20 protein-coding genes are annotated in these 19,026 nt (G+C 56.0%); 7 read left to right on the top strand and 13 right to left on the bottom strand.

The features are described 5' to 3' along the window. Positions 1 to 283: 283 nt before the first annotated feature. The 13 genes from phnP to phnF form a co-directional block, all read right to left on the bottom strand. Positions 284 to 1,036, bottom strand: coding sequence for a phosphonate metabolism protein PhnP (gene phnP, locus GSUB_RS11875; RefSeq protein WP_040200963.1), 753 nt, complete (start codon positions 1,034 to 1,036; stop codon positions 284 to 286). Next, a complete protein-coding gene (gene phnN / locus GSUB_RS11870) occupies positions 1,027 to 1,605 on the bottom strand; it encodes a phosphonate metabolism protein/1,5-bisphosphokinase (PRPP-forming) PhnN (protein WP_040200962.1) in 579 nt (192 codons plus the stop codon). Before phnN ends, phnP begins: the two co-directional genes overlap by 10 nt. After that, a complete protein-coding gene (locus tag GSUB_RS11865) occupies positions 1,595 to 2,749 on the bottom strand; it encodes an alpha-D-ribose 1-methylphosphonate 5-triphosphate diphosphatase (protein WP_040200961.1) in 1,155 nt (384 codons plus the stop codon). The genes phnN and GSUB_RS11865 overlap by 11 nt, the downstream gene beginning before the upstream one ends. After that, a complete protein-coding gene (gene phnL / locus GSUB_RS11860) occupies positions 2,749 to 3,474 on the bottom strand; it encodes a phosphonate C-P lyase system protein PhnL (protein WP_040202462.1) in 726 nt (241 codons plus the stop codon). Before phnL ends, GSUB_RS11865 begins: the two co-directional genes overlap by 1 nt. Before the next feature lie 22 nt (positions 3,475 to 3,496). Further along, complete coding sequence (locus GSUB_RS11855) at positions 3,497 to 4,330, bottom strand: ATP-binding cassette domain-containing protein (protein ID WP_040200960.1); 834 nt, start codon at positions 4,328 to 4,330, stop codon at positions 3,497 to 3,499. Continuing rightward, positions 4,323 to 5,204 (bottom strand): alpha-D-ribose 1-methylphosphonate 5-phosphate C-P-lyase PhnJ, encoded by an 882-nt coding sequence (locus GSUB_RS11850; protein WP_040200959.1) that lies wholly within the window; start codon positions 5,202 to 5,204, stop codon positions 4,323 to 4,325. Before GSUB_RS11850 ends, GSUB_RS11855 begins: the two co-directional genes overlap by 8 nt. After that, the gene (locus tag GSUB_RS11845) at positions 5,204 to 6,316 is read right to left on the bottom strand and encodes a carbon-phosphorus lyase complex subunit (RefSeq protein WP_040200958.1); all 1,113 of its coding nucleotides are present in this window, start codon (positions 6,314 to 6,316) and stop codon (positions 5,204 to 5,206) included. Before GSUB_RS11845 ends, GSUB_RS11850 begins: the two co-directional genes overlap by 1 nt. Further along, positions 6,316 to 6,870 carry a phosphonate C-P lyase system protein PhnH gene (gene phnH, locus GSUB_RS11840; RefSeq protein WP_040200957.1) on the bottom strand — a complete coding sequence of 185 codons (555 nt, stop codon included), beginning with the start codon at positions 6,868 to 6,870 and terminating at the stop codon, positions 6,316 to 6,318. The genes GSUB_RS11845 and phnH overlap by 1 nt, the downstream gene beginning before the upstream one ends. Next, entirely contained in the window at positions 6,863 to 7,321 is a 459-nt protein-coding gene (phnG, locus tag GSUB_RS11835) for a phosphonate C-P lyase system protein PhnG (protein ID WP_040200956.1), read from the bottom strand. The genes phnH and phnG overlap by 8 nt, the downstream gene beginning before the upstream one ends. Before the next feature lie 53 nt (positions 7,322 to 7,374). Then, positions 7,375 to 8,376: a phosphonate ABC transporter, permease protein PhnE gene (phnE, locus tag GSUB_RS11830; RefSeq protein ID WP_040200955.1), complete on the bottom strand. Its 1,002-nt coding sequence runs from the start codon at positions 8,374 to 8,376 to the stop codon at positions 7,375 to 7,377. Next, positions 8,373 to 9,140: a phosphonate ABC transporter ATP-binding protein gene (phnC, locus tag GSUB_RS11825; protein ID WP_052464893.1), complete on the bottom strand. Its 768-nt coding sequence runs from the start codon at positions 9,138 to 9,140 to the stop codon at positions 8,373 to 8,375. The genes phnE and phnC overlap by 4 nt, the downstream gene beginning before the upstream one ends. A gap of 64 nt (positions 9,141 to 9,204) precedes the next feature. Then, positions 9,205 to 10,125 carry a phosphate/phosphite/phosphonate ABC transporter substrate-binding protein gene (locus GSUB_RS11820; protein WP_040200954.1) on the bottom strand — a complete coding sequence of 307 codons (921 nt, stop codon included), beginning with the start codon at positions 10,123 to 10,125 and terminating at the stop codon, positions 9,205 to 9,207. A gap of 23 nt (positions 10,126 to 10,148) precedes the next feature. Continuing rightward, a complete protein-coding gene (gene phnF / locus GSUB_RS11815) occupies positions 10,149 to 10,880 on the bottom strand; it encodes a phosphonate metabolism transcriptional regulator PhnF (protein WP_040200953.1) in 732 nt (243 codons plus the stop codon). A gap of 238 nt (positions 10,881 to 11,118) precedes the next feature. Between phnF and GSUB_RS11810 the strand changes: the two genes are divergently transcribed. From GSUB_RS11810 to GSUB_RS11780, 7 genes are all read left to right on the top strand, one after another. Further along, positions 11,119 to 12,075 (top strand): IS1595-like element ISGes1 family transposase, encoded by a 957-nt coding sequence (locus GSUB_RS11810; protein ID WP_102607466.1) that lies wholly within the window; start codon positions 11,119 to 11,121, stop codon positions 12,073 to 12,075. Between the two features lie 167 nt (positions 12,076 to 12,242). Next, entirely contained in the window at positions 12,243 to 12,563 is a 321-nt protein-coding gene (locus GSUB_RS11805) for a hypothetical protein (protein ID WP_040200951.1), read from the top strand. Positions 12,564 to 12,719: 156 nt separating this feature from the next. After that, positions 12,720 to 13,601: an AAA family ATPase gene (locus GSUB_RS11800; protein ID WP_040200950.1), complete on the top strand. Its 882-nt coding sequence runs from the start codon at positions 12,720 to 12,722 to the stop codon at positions 13,599 to 13,601. Between the two features lie 38 nt (positions 13,602 to 13,639). Beyond that, entirely contained in the window at positions 13,640 to 14,596 is a 957-nt protein-coding gene (locus GSUB_RS11795) for a permease (RefSeq protein ID WP_040200949.1), read from the top strand. A 95-nt stretch (positions 14,597 to 14,691) separates the two neighbouring features. After that, positions 14,692 to 15,744, top strand: a complete 1,053-nt coding sequence (locus tag GSUB_RS11790) for a carboxypeptidase-like regulatory domain-containing protein (protein ID WP_040200948.1) — start codon at positions 14,692 to 14,694, stop codon at positions 15,742 to 15,744. Next, on the top strand, positions 15,738 to 17,633 hold the full coding sequence (locus GSUB_RS11785; protein WP_144402006.1) for an outer membrane protein assembly factor BamB family protein: 1,896 nt from the start codon (positions 15,738 to 15,740) through the stop codon (positions 17,631 to 17,633). Before GSUB_RS11790 ends, GSUB_RS11785 begins: the two co-directional genes overlap by 7 nt. Continuing rightward, complete coding sequence (locus GSUB_RS11780; RefSeq protein ID WP_040200946.1) at positions 17,633 to 19,015, top strand: right-handed parallel beta-helix repeat-containing protein; 1,383 nt, start codon at positions 17,633 to 17,635, stop codon at positions 19,013 to 19,015. Before GSUB_RS11785 ends, GSUB_RS11780 begins: the two co-directional genes overlap by 1 nt. Positions 19,016 to 19,026: the final 11 nt, after the last annotated feature.

Raw genomic sequence — 19,026 nt, 5'->3', positions numbered from 1 at the left:
GGTCGGAATGCAGATCTAATAGAGTCTGTTGCCGACGCCGCTTCCCTCCGCCGGTGCAAACCGGATCAGGTTCCAAGGGTCTTCCGCGACATACCGTGTCGGCGGAACTCTCAGTTTCCACTCCCCTAGGGCGTTCGTTCTGTATGGTGTTGCAATTTTTCACGCTATCATTGGTTCCAGTGTCCGTCAATATTTTTCCTGATTAGCAACGCACGCCGCGCTGCGGCGTGCGTTGCTAATCAGGTATAATTTTGCGATCAGTCACTGAGGACATCATGGCGATTCACCTAACAACTCCAAGCATATCATCCTCAGCGATCAACGCATTCTGAGGAAGGGCAGGCTTTTTTTCCAATAACCAACGATCTAGATCGTGGCTTATATGAGTTAGGAATGCTTTACGGGGTGATATTTTTTCGACCAGAGCGATGGCTTCATCGATGGAATTGTGGTTGGCGTGTTCCACGCTTGGCGGAGTGCAGGCATCGAGAACGACCAGGTCAAGAGAACCTGTGTGTAAAATATTCAGCACCTCTTGTGATAAGCTCTTGGTGTCGGTTAAATAGGCAATGCGCTTGTGGACCGATTCAAACAGGTAGCCAAAGGTTAGCTTGGAATGAATCAGCGGGAGAGGGGTAACACAAAAGTTTCCCATATCTTCTTTGACAAAGGGCTGCATGGCGCGGAACGCTAGAATGCCGGGATTCTTATACAGATCCGCACACCCGTCCTGATCCGGTGGGCAGTAAACCGGGATGTGGTCTCCAGTACCCCAGCGTAAATGGAACAGTCCCTGGACGTGATCAGGATGAAAATGGGTCAAGAAAATGCCATCCAGTGTCTGCACAGGAAATCGCTGATCAAGGTCCATCAGCCCGGCATCCAGTAAATAGTGTTTATTGCCAACCTCCAGAAGAGCGCTGCATGGGCGTCTTTGATAGCGGGGATAATCTCGCGCCCGTTGGCAGGCAGAACATTGACAGCCGTACAATGGCACGCCACCAGCGGCACCTGTTCCAAGCAAGGTCAGACGCATTCAGACTCTCGCGCCATAGTGATAAGCTCGATGAACTCCTCCCCGGCATTTTCAAGCTTACTGTCATTATTTATGATGTGAATATTGGGCCATTCTTGCGTGACAGAAACCTGCTTCGACCGATTAATTCGTGCTGCGATCTCTTCCTTATCTTCCCTATTGCGGCCCAGCAGGCGGCGCAACAGGACCACCTCTGAAACATTTATCAGTACCGGTCGAATCTCCGGAAAAAGCTTCGCTGCTGTAGGCAAATATTCCCTGGAACCGTTGACAACTACGTCTATTCCATTGGCCAACCAGCTGTTTATTTCGCTGCCGACTCCATAGTGATTGCCGTGGCTTTGCCAGTGCATGACGATCATCCCGTTGCGCACACGAACCATGAATTCTTCATTACTCAGGGCGACATGATTTTCCCCATCGGTTGACGCAGGTCGCGTGATATAGCGGTGAGCGAAGGCGATGGTCGGAATATTTTTCAACTGCTGCCGTGCGTAATTGAGCAAACTGTCTTTGCCGGCTCCCGAGGCCCCGATGACATAAAATAATCGACCAGACTTACGCAGCATGGCACCACCTCGCAAGATACGCTTGAATTCCATCGCGCCACACTTGGGTGACCTGAGGAACGCCGGAGTCAGAGACAAATGCCACCAGATCGGCACGATAGCCCACGGTTAAAGACCCTCGATCCGTCAAGCCGGCGGCCTGGGCGGGATTACAGGTGATCAGCCGAACGGCATCGGCAAATGGCATCCCTTCTGCCTCCAATCTCAGGACTGCGGGCAGCAAGGCTCCGGGATGGTAGTCAGAACAAAGGCAGCTGGCGACCCCTGCAGCCAAAGCGTCATGGGCACGAACAGAGCCGCTCTGGCTTTTCCCGCGTAGAACGTTTGGTGCGCCGAAGACGGTCTTCAATCCTTGATCACAGGCTTCTTGTGCGGTTTCGAGATTGATCGGAAACTCAGAAATTCTGACCCCGAGTGATTTCATAATCTGAATCCGCACGCTGCTGTCATCATCATGGCTGGCGAGAGGCACCGCGTATTTTTTGGCGCACAGTGCCAGCCGTTCAATCCGTTCTGTAGAGGATGACTGCTGCGCAAGCTTCAAATCCAGGATTTGGTCTATTTCGGCTGCCGATTTGCCATAGCTTTTGGCCAGATAGTTCCCGTAGGCCTCCGGATCCTTGAACTGTCCCTGCCCCGGGGTGTGATCCATCAGAGAAAGAAGATCGATCGAACCGGTTGCAAGAAGCTCTTCCAGCGCAGGCAGGCTTTGGGCATCGGTGACTTCGTAACGGCAATGAATCCGATTATGAATGAGGCTTGTGTCACTGGCCTGGCGCAGCGCAGCAACCAGCTGCAGTGCCATATCGATGCTGCGGACCCCCAACTCTTTACCGGCAAAAGAGATTGCATGAAAAGCAGTCGTAACCCCGGCATGAGCGTTACGTCGATCAATTTGCGAAACCGCAAGACCGGGTGGAAAAAAGACGTTGGGTCGCGGTTCCGCTTCCTTTTCCAGCGCATCGCAGTGCAGATCAACAATTCCGGGGATAAGGGTTTGGCCACGTAAGTCGACCTCAGTCGCGGTTGGCGGGCACGTACCGGCGATGCTGCGAATAATTCCATCCTCAATCAGCAGGGAGCTGCTATTCAGAACCTGATCCGGTAAAACCAGGCGGGCATGAGAGATAAAAATACAGGACATCAGCTGACCTCCGCAAGAATTTTGGTGTTGTCAAAAGGGGCTTCGAGTTCAACGACCTGATCTGCCATGCGGGTGATCAACTCCGGATGGTGAAAGATAGCCAGAATGGCGGTCCCCTCATCTTTCAACTGCTCGATCAAACACACAACACGTTCACTGGTTTTCTTGTCCAGACTGGCCGTCGGCTCGTCCAGCAGCAGCAGCCGCGGTTTCGCAATCAGGCCCCGGGCCAGGTTGACCCGTTGTTTTTCTCCGCCAGAGAAGGTTGCCGGTGAAATCCCCCACAATCTTTCCGGAAGATTCATGGCGGCAAGTAGCGTGCGGGCTCTTCCCCGGGCTTCCTCACGATCGACACCCCGTTGAAACAGGGGCTGTGCGACGACATCCTCTGTGGCCTGCCGCGGCAGGGCGTGCAAAAACTGGGTCACGAAACTGATTTCGGTCTTTCTCAGGGCCAGAATTTGATGCTCATCGGCTTGGGCCAGGTCGATCAGGTGGTGAGTGGCATCGCGGTAGAGCAAGCGCCCGCTTGACGGCAGATAGGTTCGGTAGACACCTTTGAGGACAGTCGATTTGCCTGCACCGGTCGGACCGACCAGAGCTGTTAAGCGACCGCTGTAAACATTCAGGCTGACATTATCGGACGAAGGGATTTGCTTATCCTGCTCGTGCAGATCAAAGTGCTTCGAATAATTTTCTATACGGAGTATCGGCTCCAAGGTCATTCTTTCCTCCACATTTTCGGCTTTATAGCGCTGAAGCAACCAGCCGCTGGGTGTAGGCATGTTGCGGATCTTCCAGAATCTGGTCGGTCAATCCCGATTCGATCACCCGGCCGTATTTCATCACCAGAGTCCGACCGGCCAGCAGGCGTATCACGCCCAGATCATGGGTCACGACAACCATGGCGGTCGCCATCTCCTGCTGAATTTCCATAATCAGGTCAAGAATGGCGGCCTGCACTGAGAGATCGAGGCCCGTCGTCACCTCATCGAGAAACAACAGGCTGGGTTGGGTCGCCAGTGCTTTAGCGATCTGAACCCGCTGTTGCATCCCCCCGGAAAAATTCTTCGGCAGTTCATCCATTCGCTCCGTCAGCACTTCCGTCCGGGTCAGCAATTCTTTGGCACGACTGCGGATATCGTTAAAACTGTCGACATCTGACATCAACAAACGTTCCGCGATATTCCCGCCGGCGGTGATGTCGAAGTTAAGGCCCAGATGCGGATTCTGATAAACCATCCCGAAGTGATGGTTGGCCAACCACCTCTGGCGCGCGGCATTCAACGAAAACAGGTCATGCTGTTTTCCATCCACAGCGAAAAAGGTTGCTCGCCCGGCCGTCGGCGGCTCATCAAAGTAGAGGCACTTGACTGCGGTTGATTTGCCCGATCCGGATTCCCCCATAATGCCGAGAATTTCCCCTTGATAGAGATCAAAGGAGACATTATGGGCGGCAACCACACTCTTGCAGCGAGGGCAGATGTTGGTGTCAAACTGTGGCCCGGTCAGATTGAAACAGTGGGGGCAACCGGACCCGTACACCTTGGACAGGCTGGAAACGTTAAGAACTTTATTCATGACTGCCCCCTCTATTCAGGTCTGAGGACTGGCTGAATTCCTGGCACCAGTCAGCATCGGAACATTGGTAGACGGTCTCCCCGGTGCGGGAATCGTTGTATTCATCCAGAAAGCTTGATCGGCAGCCGCAGATCCGGCAGGCGCGACGGTTGCCCGCCTCGTCGGTGAAATCTTCGACGCGGAAGGGAACATCACTGAAGACCAGCGGCTCGGCGTCCGTGTACGGCGGCACGGCGTAGATTTTTTTCTCCCGCCCGGCACCGAACAGAATCAGCGCTTTTGCGTGATTCATTTTCGGCACGTCCCAACGCGGGATCGGCGACGGGTCGAGGACATACTGACCGTTGATCCGGGTCGGGTAACGATGCGAAATCGTAATTTCATCGAACCGGACCATATCTTCATAAAGCTTGACCAGCAGGCGTGAATAATCCATTTCGCCATGCATCTGCTTGCGCTTGTCTTCTGACGGTTCAACCAGCACCAGGGGATCGGGATAGGGAACCTGCAACACGATGATCTGATCCTCGCGCAACGGTTGTTCCGGAATCCGGTGGCGCGATTGAATCAGGCTGGCTGCGGCTGTTTTGGTGGTTGTGTCGATGCCGGGGCAGGTCATCTCGATAAAGCTGCGCAGGTTGACGGCATTCACCGAATCATCCGAACCCTGGTCGATCACTTTGAGAGTCTCCTGCGGCCCGATCAGCGACAGGGTCAGCTGCAAGCCGCCGGTACCGAAGCCTCTGCCCATCGGCATTTCCCGACTGGAATAAGGAACCTGGTAGCCGGGGATCGCCACCGCTTTCAAGGCGCTGCGCCGAACTTCCTTCTTGGCATATTCGTCCAGATAGCCAAAATTTTGTGCACTGCTCATCAACCCTGCTCCTTGTCGGTCTGTTTTTTCTGGGTGGTGCGCAAGCGATCCATGTCAGACTGGAAAGTCACGTAGTGGGGCATCTTGTAGTGGGTGCAAAAGCCCATGGAGTCGATGCCGTCGACATGCAGCAGAACAAACTCCGGATCTTCCGACGGGTTGCGCGGGCCAGACTTCACCCCTGCTTGCAGGGCGCGATCGAGAATCGCCATGCTGATCGCCTTGACTTCGTTGTGGCCGTAGCAGGCACCATAACCAAGCGTGAAAACCGCCTTGCTCTGATCGGCGTTGTCTTCGTACATGGCGATGACCTCACACTCGGTCATTTCAACTTCGCCCACTTCGGTCAGTTCCCCGGTGATCGGATGCGGCAGAAGAACCGGCAGATAGCCGACCCGCAGCTCGGCGACCGTCGGATGAACATCTCCGTAGCCGCGCATGTTCGAATAGGCGATGGCCAGTAAAGATCCCTGTTCGGCCCGCGCCATTGTCGCCAGTGCAGCCGAGCGCGGGACCGGGAAGATCAGCGGTTCGCGGGTGATATCAAAAGGCTCACGTTCAGCCGCAGCAACGTCTGGCTGGGGGAGCAGGCCCTGCCTCCGCAACCCGTCAAGGACCTTGGGAAAGCTGTCGGGCAGATCAGACTCTGCGGCCGATGAAAACCAGTCCCGACTGATCCGGCGGAACTCTTCCGGCGACTCCTTGAGCAGCTCCATGCGCAGCATTCGCAGGTGATAGTCGGTTGTCGCGCCCAGCATCTGCCCGCCGGGAATATCCTTGAAAGCCGCCGAAATGCGCCGGGTCAGACGCATCTTTGTGGTGTCGAGCAGTGGCGTTTCGGTGAGCCGGGGTTGGGTTGAACGGTAAGCGCGTAAAATGAATGCCGCTTCCAGCGTATCCCCCTGGGCCTGTTTCAGCGCCAGCGAAGCCAGCTGCGGCGCATAAACGCCCCCTTCCGAGAGGACACGACTATGCAGCAGCCGCAGCTGCTGCTCGATAGTGTCGGTATTGAGAGGAGTTCCTGCTTCTCCCTGCCGGGTGCGCAGATGGTCAAAAACATCCTTGGTGCCGGCAATGGCCCGGCCACCACCCTTGATTGCTACGTATCCCATCAGAGCACCTCTACTTTCGTCGTTCTGGGGATGGCCGCCAGCTGTGTCTCAGAGACCAGGATCAGGTCGACGCCGAGGGGAAACTCGCACACCCAGTCTTGCCGTGCTTGAATCCAGGACGTATCGAGCCCATCAATATGCAGATATGTCGTCTCGGCAATGCCTGGCCCCATAAGTTTCAGACGGGTCGTTCCAGAATTTAAGTCGCTGACCGCAATCACCAGAGTGGCCGACTGCTCCGGACTGGTCAGTGTGCCGAGCTTAGGTGTAAACTCCGCAGTTCTTTTTCCATTGCAGAGAACATAATCGGCCGTATCGGCAGATTTTTCTGAGGCTTGCAAGAGCGACCAGTCGCGTTTTTGTAACAACTGATGGGGGTCAGCAAGAGAAACTTCACCGTCCACCAGCATCGCCAGCACCGGCAAACCAGAGGCACCACCCTCCGGAGTGCAGACGCTCTCCTCCAGCGACCCGGGGCGAGCCATGGCGTTGAGCAGAGCCCTGAAGAGCTGTTGCTGTATCTCCGGTTTCCAGATCAAACTCAACTCAAGCATCTTCGCACCCCGCTTCATCCAGCAGCGAGAAATCGACCTGGGTACGGCAGAGAATCTGCTTCCTTTCCGCCGCCATCCGTGCGCGGATCGCTGCGCCTTCGGCCAGCAGTTGCGCAACCTGCTCCCAGCCCGGAAGACGCGCGGCAAGAACGGCGTCGCACAAGGCCAGCGCTTCGACAAGCTCGGTGCGATCGCTCATGATCTGGGCAGCGCCTTCGGCAAGGGTTCCCTCTGCGGTTTCCACTTCGATCCATGCCGTCGCAAGGGGGAATTCCCCCAGGTAGAAGGGTTCGCAAAGGGCACTGTCGTTCAGTTTCAGCATTCCCAGGCCGGCCTGGGGAATCACCTTCGGCCACACCCGCCAGGAGCTCATCATCTTTTTTGTCAGGGACAGGATCTGTTCTTCGGGCAACGCCTGCAAGACACTGCACCATTGACTGCGTTCAATCATAGGACCTCTTGTTGTCTGGATATCTAGACATCATCAGTAGAAATTTTTTTGACCTATATCGTCTTTTTGCGGATACGTTGCGAGACCGCTTCCAGCAGAACAACGGTTATAAAAATAATCAGTAGAATCGTTGCGACATGGCCGTAGTCGAACAGGTCCCAGCGGCCTTTCAACTCCATACCGATGCCACCGGCACCGACGATGCCGAGAACGGTCGCCGTACGGATATTGCGTTCAAAAATGTACTGAACGTATGCAATCCAGGCCGGCAGGACATGCGGCACGACCGCGTAGTAAAGGACCTTCAAGCGCCCGGCCCCTGAAGAGCCAAGAGCCAACTGGGGACCAGGAGGAGCATTTTCGATTTCGTCAGCGAAAAATTTCCCCAAAACTCCACTGGTGTGAATCGCCAGCGCCAGAACACCCGCAATAGGTCCAAAACCAAACATAAGTACCAGAAACAGGGCGAGGATCAGTTCCGGCATAGACCGGTGAAAGCTCAATATTCCCCGCGTGAGCGAATAGACCCACTTGAAGGGTGCGTAATTCCGGCTGGCGGCAATCCCTAGAGGCAAGGAGATCATGATGGAAATCATGGTGCCCCAGAACCCCATCTCAACGGTCTCCCACATTTTCTTTAGGACCTTGGTGAGATATCCGACCGGCTCGACCAGAAACTCGACTGTTTCAGATGACCAGGTGTTGGTCATGACATCGTATTCGCGGTTTTCTGCGAACTCGACGTAGGCAAAAAGCGGCAAATTCTCAGGGTCGAAATCTTCCACCCGCGAAACTTCCGTGCGCTGGGCAATCTGCAGTGGAAACGCCTTGCCGGCGAAACGGACGGCCCCATCAAGAACTTGAGATTCACCAATTCCGATGGCCGAAAGAATCGCTTTTGAGGTTTTGACGACAGCGATGTCGATCTCGGTGTTGTGAGCTGAAATCGAAAGAAGAACAAACAAGACAAGCGCAATGAAGATATTTTTAGGGGTTATTGCGCGGTGAAAATCCCACTGCTGCCAAGGCCTGCTCTGGTCGGATGACGAGTTCACGCTGCAACCTTCTCCTGTCTTGGCGGTGCAGGGCGAGTCATGTCGTAGAGTTGATCCTGAGTCGCCAGATCGAGGTCACTCGGGTGACCGTCAAAAAAAACTTCTCCTTCTCGCAAGGCGACGATACGGTCGGCAAACTCAAGGGCATAGTCAAGCTGATGGAGGGTGCATATCACCGTCGCGCCATGGCTTTGCGCTGCCGATTTCAAGCTTTTCAGCACACTGCGACTCATGGCGGGATCGAGGCTGGCAACAGGTTCGTCTGCGAGCACAACTTCCGGGTTTGAAATAAAGGCACGCGCAATCGCCACCCGTTGTTGTTGCCCTCCTGAAAGATCCGATGCTCTGCGCTTGAGATGCTTTTCTTCGAGACCAACTTCCTGCATCAGTTGAAACGCGCGCCGCTGGTCTTTAAATGGAAAGGACTTGACCAGGCTGCGCCAGAAATTGACGTCCGGAAGCAGGCCCGCGAGGACATTGTGTAAAACGGACAGCCGAGGAACCAGGTGCAGTTGCTGGTGAATCATGCCGATTCGGCGCTGAATCTTGACCCGGTTTTTCCTGTTGAGTTCCAAATCGCCGATATGAACATGGCCGCTTGATGGCTCGACCATTCCGTTAACCATATTCATCAACGTTGATTTTCCCGCGCCGGAAGGCCCCAGCAATACGCAAAACTCGCCTTTTTTAATGTGCAGCGAGACGTCTTTAATCGCTCGGGTTCCATCGGCGTAAGTGCGGTTTACAGATTCAAAACGTAACATTTCAAACTCCTTTTGTCGCGGCGATGGAGAGAAATGTCTCTCCACCACCCCTTTATATTTGCCTTTAACGCGTTCCTGCCTTGTCAAGCATGCTTTCCTTGACCTGCTTGGTCACGGCACTCAGCTTGGAAAGAGCGGCGATAATTTTCTGCTCGTCAAAGTCAGCATCGTAGCGGTCGACTTTTTTCCCTCCGTAACCACGAATTTTTGAGGGATCAATCTTGGTGTGAATCTCACTGAAGGCTTTACGCAGCTTCTTCTTCAGTTCGCTGTCCAGCCCCTTATTCATGGCCAGAGGCGGGTTGGGAATCGGTTGTGACTTGGCGAGAGGAGCAAATTTCCCCGGATCGATGGCGCCATTTTTGACGGCTTTTTCGAAGGAATTGTAAGAGGCTGCAGCAGCGTCAACTTTGCCTTCGGCAAGAGCAGCGATTGAAGCAGAGTGGGAGCCGGCAATGATGATTTTGCTCAGATCAGTTGTTGGATCAACTCCCCCGGCGAGCAACATTGCAACCGGGAAGTTAAAGGATGAGGTTGAATTGGGACTGCCAAAGGCCATGCTTTTTCCCTTCAGATCGGCAAGCGACTTGATGTCATTCCCCTTGCGGGTAAAGACCCCTGAATAGTAGGACGAATCCCCCTGGGTGACATCAACGGCCAGCAGTTCAACACCGCATTTTTCGTTGGCTAGCCCATAGGTCGATGCGCCAAACCAGGCGATATCGACCTGATCGTTACACATCCCTTCGACGACAGCCGCATAGCTGTTGCCCGCCTTGAGGTCAAAGTGGATTCCGTAATTTTTAGTGATACCGTTAAAAACCGGTGCATAGTCCTGGGTAATGTCATTTGTGCCGGTATCAGCAGGCACCATGAGTACGCGCAAGGGCCGTTGTTTAGACCCATCTGGAAGGTTAGCGGCAAATACCCCTCCAGCGAGGCAGGAAATCAACAGGACAAGGCCGATAAGGGCTCTCGCTTTCATCTTCTTTTCTCCAATTCGATTTTTTACGGTTTAAAGCTCAGTTCTGCGGAATCACCACGAAACCGCGTCACCGCATATTCGACAGGTATTTGGGTCTTGGTATCGATGTTGATACTTTTGACTTTCAGGATCGGTATCCGCAGAGGCATCTGCAGCTTCTTCCCTTCGTCAGCATCAGGCAGAGTCGTGCTCACCAGACTTTCCTGACGGGTGAGGTTTATGGCGCAGGATTTTTCCAGAAATTTATGTAACGAACCGCTGTCGTAGTTCTCGATCAGCTCAGGGCAGATGGCAAGCGGCAGATAGTGAGAGATCAGGCAGAATGGCCTGCCTTCAACCTTACGCAGGCTTTCGATATAGATCACCTGCTCTCCTTCGGCAATTCCAAGCCGTTTCGCGACTTTCCCCCTGGCGGAGATGACCTTTTTATCCAGCACCTGGCTTTCGGTAGAATATCCTTGAGCCTCAAGCGCTTCGGTGAACCTGGTTCGTGAGCCGATGGAATACTTAATCGCAGTATCGAGGACATAGATCCCCTTGCCATGTTGACGCTGTACCAGCCCGTCGATTACCAGTTCATCGACCGCTTTGCGGAGTGTGTGCCGGTTGACCCCAAACAGCGACGCCAGTGCATTTTCGGGCGGCAACAGATCGCCCGGCTGATATAGGCTTTGAACCTCTTTCGTCAGCTTTTCGCTGATCTGGCGATAGGCAGGCTGGCAGCCCGCGCCTTTTTCAATTTGATATACAGACATCTAGACATCTCCTTTGCTGAGGCCAAAGATAGAGACGGGATGTTAGATTCAAATTTTATAAATATGAGATTTGCATGAGGCGAGAAAATATTTTTCCGGCAACTTGGTAAGAGGAAAATTTTTGAAATGGCGCTTAAAAATAAACCTGATTAGCACGAATCTTCTGCCGGCCACAGATTGACATATTGTGACACGGCGGGGCATTAAATTCATGGCATTTCCCTCAAGGAGGCATGCCGTGAAAATGAATCGAATCCAGTTTCAAGCCGGGATGAGTCTGAACCAGTTCCTTGCCGATTATGGCACTGAGCCCCAGTGTGAGGCGATTGTTGAAGAAGCTCGTTGGCCCCGAGGCTTTCAGTGCCCGAAGTGCCAAGAGCAGCAGCATTCTTCGTCTCGGCGTGGTCGCGTGAAAGTCTTCCAGTGTCGCGTTTGTCGAACTCAGACAACACTGACCGCAGCCACGATTTTTCATTCGACAAAGTTGCCACTGACCAAATGGTTCCAAGCGATGTATTTTCTCAGCCAGACCAAAAACAACGTCTCGATCCTGGAACTGCGGCGCCTTGTTGGCCTGAGTTATCCGGCCTCCTGGCGCATGAAGCACAAGCTCATGCAGGTCATGTATGAGGGCGAAAGCACCATCCGGCTCTGCGGCCGTGTCGAAATGGATGACGCCTACCTTGGAGGCGAAAATTCGGGCGGCAAGGCCGACCGTGGGTCCGAGAACAAAGTCCCCTTTATTGCCGCTGGTCAGACAAACGAGAAGCATCATCCCTTGTATGTTGTTTTCTCCAGGGTCAAAGCGTTCAGCCGTGCTGAGATCAAAACCTGGGCTGATCGCTCACTGGTTCCGGCAACGACCGTGGTCTCTGACGGCCTTTGGTGCTTCAGGTCGATTACCGAGTCTGGCTGCACTCAACAACGTGAAATTGTCGGGCCAGGCCGAAAGAGCACGGATATGGAGTGCTTTTCCTGGGTCAATACCATTTTGGGCAACCTCAAGAATGCGATTAACGGGACGTACCATGCGTTCGACTTCGAGAAATATGCTCACCGTTATCTCGGTGAGTATCAGTACCGATTCAACCGCCGCTTCAATCTTGCAACTTTGCTCACGCGTATGACCTTCGCGGCAGTCAACACAGGCAAACGGTCCGAGCGCTGGCTTCGCTTAGCGGAAGATCAGTGCTAATCAGGATATTTTTTGACGATGACACATGGTTGTCAGAGATTACTTCAATCGCGTTTTTCATTGTCACCTGAGGGGGTTGTTCTCTATCATGAAAAATTACGCCAAATCCGTTTGTTTTGTCTTGAACACTTAATTGTCGAACTCAGAGGCACGGAAGGATAAAGACGATGACGATTTCCGAGCGATATCGCAAATTGTATCAGGATATTCTGGCCTTTTCGCAGGGCTTTCAGGGCGAAGGCTCCGCGGAAACAGAGCGCGTGCCGCAGTTGTTCGAAAAAGCTCTCGGCGAGTTGGCGCCTTTTGACGAGGCCGTGGGAGAGATTCCCCGCATCCGCCTGGAGGAGAAGCTCACCCCCATACTGCTTAAAAGCCATTTCGTGCTTGATCGTGCGCGGCTGCTGCTTGACGAAGGAGGAGAACCTGACCGGGCGGCTGAAGTCTGGGAGCTTGAGCAGCAGATTTATCGGTTATTGAATGACCTTTGATGGCATGTAAGTTGCTGACTGTGACTGTTGTTGCCGACGGTCTCCACGCAGCGTATCTATGGTCGGCGCCTTCGTTGAAGGCGTCTTGAAGGCGTCGATTCCCTTTTACTGTTTTTATCCAAGCCATCTCAAGCGAAAGGATTGGTTGCAAACGCCATGCATCGCAAACTGAGCAATATCTTTTATGAAGTTCGTGATCCCCTTCTGGAGTGGGACGATATCGGCGGATATTCGGAAGTCAAGCAGACTCTGCGCGAAATGGTCTGCCTGCCGCTGATGAAGCCGGGATTGATCTCTCTGCACAATCTCGGTCTGCCCGCCGGAGTGATGATGTGGGGCCCTCTGGGGACCGGCATTACCATGCTGGCCGAGGCTTGCGCGCGCGAGGCGGGAGTGTCCTTCGTCTATATCTCCGGGCAGGAGATGCTGGGTAAGGGCGGAGAGCTGGTGGAGGCTTTTGACTGCGCCGTGCACGAAGCGCCCTGCGTGCTGTTTGTCTCGGATTGCGAGTGGCTTGCCCCCCGTGCGGGCTGTGATTACGAGTGGGGGCCGGGAAACTTTCGGGCGATTCCGCCGACCTTTGCCGACAAGGACCTGTCGCGGCTCTTTATCGAACAGGTCGACCGCATTAACAGTGTGGCCAATGTTGCGCTGATGGGGTCCTGCTATCGCATCGATACGGTGGATCAGGCGCTGATCAAGGAGAAAAAGCGCTTTAACCGCAAGGTGTTTGTCCCTCCGCCGACTGCGGATGATCGCGAGGGGATGCTTGAAATCTATCTGAAGCGCATGCCCAATCTGGCGGATGACGTCGACCGGCGCGCCCTGGCCGAGGCGGCTGAAGGCTATGTCGGATGGGATATCGAAAGCCTGTGCAAGCGTGCGACAGTCAATGCCATCAAGGAAGACGCCCGCATTGTGACCATGGCTCATTTCACGAAAGCCCTGGAAGAGATCCGCCCTTTTCTGACCCCCGACATGACGGAGAAGTATCACCGAATCCGCACGATGGACTGTCCCCATCACTATGAATTCTGACCTTACCCCGACCTCTGCCCCCGGATGCGAGATCGACCGTGCCTGATTCAGCCCTGACCCAATTTCTGTCGGTAATCGACGAAGAAATCCGCCGCATGTGGTGGTTTTTTCTGCTGGCCTGCCTGCTGGTCGGCATCATCAAGGGGTACAAACTCGATCTCAAAATCCGCCATGCGGTCAACCGCAGCGGATTCTGGGGGATCCTGATCGCCATTGCGGTCGGCATGGTCTCTCCGCTGTGCGCCTGCGGCATTCTGCCCGTGGTGATTTCTCTGGCGCTGATGGGGACACCGCTGCCGCCGCTGATGGCCTTGCTGGCAACCTCTCCGACCATGGGGCCCGATGCGCTGCTGCTGACCTGGCGCGGGCTGGGCAGCGATCTGGCGACCTGGAAAATCATCGGTTCCGGCGTGCTCGGCCTGTGTGCCGGAGCCGTTACGCTGATGCTGGAGAGTCGCGGCTGGCTCAACAGCGACCTGGTGCGGCTCAAGCCCGTCTACCGGGAGGATGGCACGCTGGCCAGCGCCCATGAAGTGGGAAAGGCCCATGGGATCAAGCTTAAAACCATGACGGTTGAGCCTCGTGCGAACCGGGCCCGGTTTATTTTTGACCGCACCGTCGATGCGGCCTTGTTCACCGGGAAGTTTCTGCTGCTGGCGATAGTGCTGGAGGCGCTGCTGGTGACCTTTGTGCCGATCTCCTGGATCACCGTACTGGTGGGACAGCCCGGCATTCAGTCCCTGGTGGCCGCATCCCTGATCGGCCTGCCGCTGCCAAGCAATCAGATCCCCCTCATCCCGATCCTGGCCGGACTCATCGAGCGCGGCATCGATCCGGGGGCGGCGCTGACTCTGCTGCTTGCCGGCCCGGTCACCAGCCTGCCTGCGATCATTGCCCTGTGGGGGATGTTTCATCGCCGCGTGGTTGGAGTCTTTCTGGCGGTCGGCCTGTGCGCGTCAATCGGAGTGGGCTGGATTTATCAGCTGACCCTCTGATCGCTGGTTCGACCTTGTTGGTTGCCTGACCGGGGTCTGTCGCCCGCAACGGTCGAGTTGACGATTTTCTGCCACATCCCGGGAGTATTTGCCTGATGCCTTCAATTCCCGTTTTTCTCGCCCTGATCTGTTTCGCTTTTTCGTTTTGCGTACCGCAATCCGGCGCGGCTTCCTCTGTGGAACTCTCGGGCAAGGTGGCCGATGATAAGCGGCTGCCGGTTTCCGGGATGCACGTCGAGGCCTGGCCCGCGGGCTCTCTGGCCCTGGCCGGCGAAGCCCCCCATCGCAGCGCACCCACGGATGAACAGGGACACTTCACACTCACCCTGCCGCAGGGCGGAGATTATTATCTGCTGGCGCGTGGGGAGGGGCGTTTCGGTTACTATGGGCGCAACCCGGTGCGCGTGTCCTCTGCAGGTCTCGCCGGAGTTACCTTTGGTGTGAAAGGGATTTCGTCCGGCGGGTTTGACCTGCTGCCGGAGATTTCACAGGGGATTCTTGGCCGTGTCGTCCATCGCGGCAAGCCCGTGGCGGGGACGATGATTCATGTCTACCTCGACCCCTCCCGCGGGTTCAAGGGGATGGGGTTTGCCGTGCTTGGGCCAACGGATGACGAAGGAATGTTCGAGGCTCATCTGCCGGTCGGAACCTATTACCTGGTGGCGCGACTGCGCCGGGACGGCTCCATGGTGGGGCCGCTGCGTGCCGGGGATTTTATCGGCTATTGGAATGACAACCCCCTGCGGGTCGAAACCGGTCAGGTTCAAAGAGCGGCCATTTCTCTGCAGGAAGTGCCGGACAAGGTGGTCGAGCAGGCAGATCATCTCTTCGGCGACATCAGCCTCTCCGGTCGGGTTGTCGACCAGCAAGGGCGGCCTGTTGCGGGGTTGCGGGTGCTTCTCTATGACAACCCGCGCATGCTCGATCGTCCATTGTTCGTATCCCAGCCCACCGATGCCGATGGCGCCTATGTGCTCTCGTTCCCCGAGCCTGGACGCTATTATCTGCGTGCGCGCAGCAACATCGGCGGCGAGCCCGTTTCAGGTGAACTGATGGGTGATTACGTGGGAGCGGATGGTGAGGCGCTCAAGGTCGAAACGGGCGATCATCTGCAGGGGATCGACATCAAGGTGGAGGCATTGTGGTAAGGACGTTTGTGCTGATCGTACTGCTTGTTGTTTCTGCCGGATGCCTGCCGCAGCCGGTCTCTCCGGACTTGTCGAGTCGGCCTGAAACGGCTTCCCGCGAGCCGGTGCGCTTGTCGGGGGACGTCCATCTGACCGAGGACACCTTCTGGAACGACTCGATTGTCATCGACGGCACGGTGCATTTGAGCAAGGGAAAGACCTTGACCATCGCCCCGGGAACCGATATTGCCTTCGTGCGTCGGGACGCAGATCAGGATGGCCTTGGCGACGCCAGACTGATGATCGATGGCGAACTTGTGGCCGTGGGAACGCCTGCGGCGCCCATCCGCTTTCACAGTGCTGAAGCCGCACCCCGCCCGGGCGACTGGCTCGAAATCCATGTTGATTTTTCGCCGCGCATCGAACTGCGCTATTGCGAGATTCGCCATTCCGCGCACGGCCTCCATGCCCATTTCACCAAGGGGGTGGTCGAGGACTGCGTTCTGGCTGAAAATATTGATGGAACCCGCCTCGGAAGGTCGCGTTTTACCCTGCGCAACAATCTGATCGAGCACAATATCGGCAAAGGGATCAATTTCCGTGACTCGCGGGTTGAGATCCGAAAAAATATCCTGCGCTATAACCGGGTGGGGATCTTTCTTTTTGAAAAGGATCAGGACTCCCTGATTCAGGACAACAATTTTTACGACAATGATCTGCATCTGCGTTTGGGAGATTTTTTCACCGGCCATCTGACGCTTTCCCATAACTGGTGGCAGGGAGCTGAGGCGGCAGAAGCCGCCTCCCGCATTCACGACCGGGGAGAGGATCCGCAAATCGGCACGGTCGGCATCGCTCCGGCAGGTCAGTGGATAGAGGGCAGCGGCCCACGCGACGACCTGTCGCTGACTTCCCTGTGGCAGCGGGAAACGGGAGGCTTCGTGGATGCGCTCTCTGCGGACGATGACGACACTCTGTATGCCGGCTCTTGGGACGGTACCCTGCGGGCGCTTGACCTGAACGGGAGTGTTCTATGGACACGGCCGCTGGGGGATGTCATCGACGCAGCCCCTGCGGCGCAGGACGATCGACTGTTCGTGCAGACCTGGGGGCGGCGCGTTTACGCCCTTGACCGTGACAACGGAGAGATTCTGTGGCAGTGGTCCTATCCCCCATCCGCAGCCGACGATCATCGGCAGGGCGCGTTGGTGACGCGCGGCGACCTGCTGCTGGTGCCCACGTGGAATGGCACGCTTTACGCATTATCACTGGGCAACGGCGACCCCCGCTGGTCTCTCGACCTGGGGGCCGCGTTGAGGGCGGCGCCTTCTCTGGACGCAGAAGCGTTGTGGATTGGAAATGTCCACGGCGAGGTATTCAAGATCGGTCCTGCGGGAGAAATCCTTTATCGCTCCGGACTGGGAGCCGCGGTCCTGACTCCTGCCGCTATAAGCGACGGCGGTCCGGTTTTTCTGACTCGTGACGGCGTTTTGACCGCCCTGGCTCATGACGGCGCGGTTCTCTGGCGGAAAGAACTGGGTGAAGTCTGCTTTTACGCCGCACCGGTGCTAACCGGTGACTCAATGTTCGTGGCCACCGCAGGCGGGAGTCTATGGAAAATCGACGTGCGTAACGGCTCGGTTCTATGGCGGGCTCACCTGTCCGGCGCTGGTTACGCCACCCCGGTGGTTCATGGCGGACGGGTTTATGTGGGGGATAACGAGGGAACGCTGCAGGTGTTCAACGCCGACAGCGGGGGCCTTCTTGTCAAACAGGATCTGCCCGCTGCCATTCAGGGCGGGCCCCTCGTCCGGGGGGAATTCCTGGCGGTGGGTGTACGGGATGGCGTCGTGCATCTTTTCCGGATATCCCCCTCCGTCGCAATTGGAGTTTCAAGCGAGGTTTTCTGATGGCGCTGCCCCAAGGATTCATCCGCCTTCATTTGCTGACAGCCCTGGTTATGGGGGTGTTCCATGCGCAACCTGCTTTTTCCGCGACCGAACAGCGGCTGGAAGGGGCGGTTCACTGGTCCGGCGAGGTTGTGATGGAAAGCGCTTTGCGGGTGCCGCCCACGGCGGAGTTGTCTCTCCAGCCGGGAACGGTGGTCCGCATCGAGAAGCCGGATGCGGCCTGGAAGATCGAAGGCAGGCTGCGTATACAGGGCACCGCGGACAACCCGGTACGTTTTGAAACGGTTGCCGGGTGGCAGGGGATTACGGTGGAACAGGGGGCGCCCCCTGCCGAAATCCACCATGCGCATTTTTCTTCTGCCGAAACCGCGCTCTTGCTTCGGGGAGCCGAGGCGCTGGTGAATCAGGCGGTGTTTCGAAGTTGTACCCTGGCGCTCAAGGCCGTGCGTGAGTCGAAATTAAATGTTCTCGAAAACCGTTTTTTGAACAACGGGGTGGGGATCGACCTTGAACTCAAGTCTCGGGCGGTTATTCGTGATACGGTCTTTTCGGGACACGGGGATGCGGCTCTGAAGGCCGCCAATCATAGTGTCGTCCACATTGAGAGTTGCCGGTTCAGTGAAAATAGACAGGGCGTGCTGGGGATGCGCAAGTTTCCGGGGGTACTCAGGGAAAATCGCTTTGTCGGCAATGGTCAGGCCGTTGTCTGCCAACGCAGCGGCGAGGGGCCGGCCCTGTCGGGCAATCATTTTGAAGACAATGATGAGGCCCTGGTCAGCACCACCTTTTCGCGGCCGCAGCTGTCCGACAACCGGTTTGTGCACAATCGCACCGCAATAACGGGCGACCAGTTTGCCGGTGGAGTTTTTCAATACAACCTGTTTGAAAAAAATGATTCTGCCCTGCGCCTGACGCGCCGCGCATCGCCCCTGGTGAATTACAATATCTTCCGTGACAACGATGTGGCGCTTTTCTGTGACCTTGGTTCCTATCCGCTGGTGCGTGACAATAACTTCCTGGGCAATCCGCTCGCCATCAAGCTCGGCCCCCTGCAGAGTGCCGCAGGAGCACTGCCGCAGGGGGCCATGGTTGGAGGTGAAAGAGCCCCTGAACGCGCCCCTGAGCGCCAAATGGCACCGCAGCAGAATGGGCCGCTGGCGGGCCAGGATTACGTTGACGCACGCGACAACTGGTGGGGGGCTGCCACGAAAGCGCTCCGCTCACCAGAGTCTTCGGAGCAGCCGACGATCTTTTTTGACCGCGACGACTATGCCGCAGTAGACTATGGCGAAGGCATGGTCGGTGCGGGTGGTCCCGTCGATCGTGTTCTGTACGATCCCTGGCGAATGGCGCCCGTAAACGATGCGGGGCCGCGCTGGTGAATTTCTGAATT

The organism is Geoalkalibacter subterraneus, assembly GCF_000827125.1.
GTDB classification, from domain to species: domain Bacteria; phylum Desulfobacterota; class Desulfuromonadia; order Desulfuromonadales; family Geoalkalibacteraceae; genus Geoalkalibacter_A; species Geoalkalibacter_A subterraneus.
This window is presented reverse-complemented; position numbering and strand designations above follow the sequence as displayed.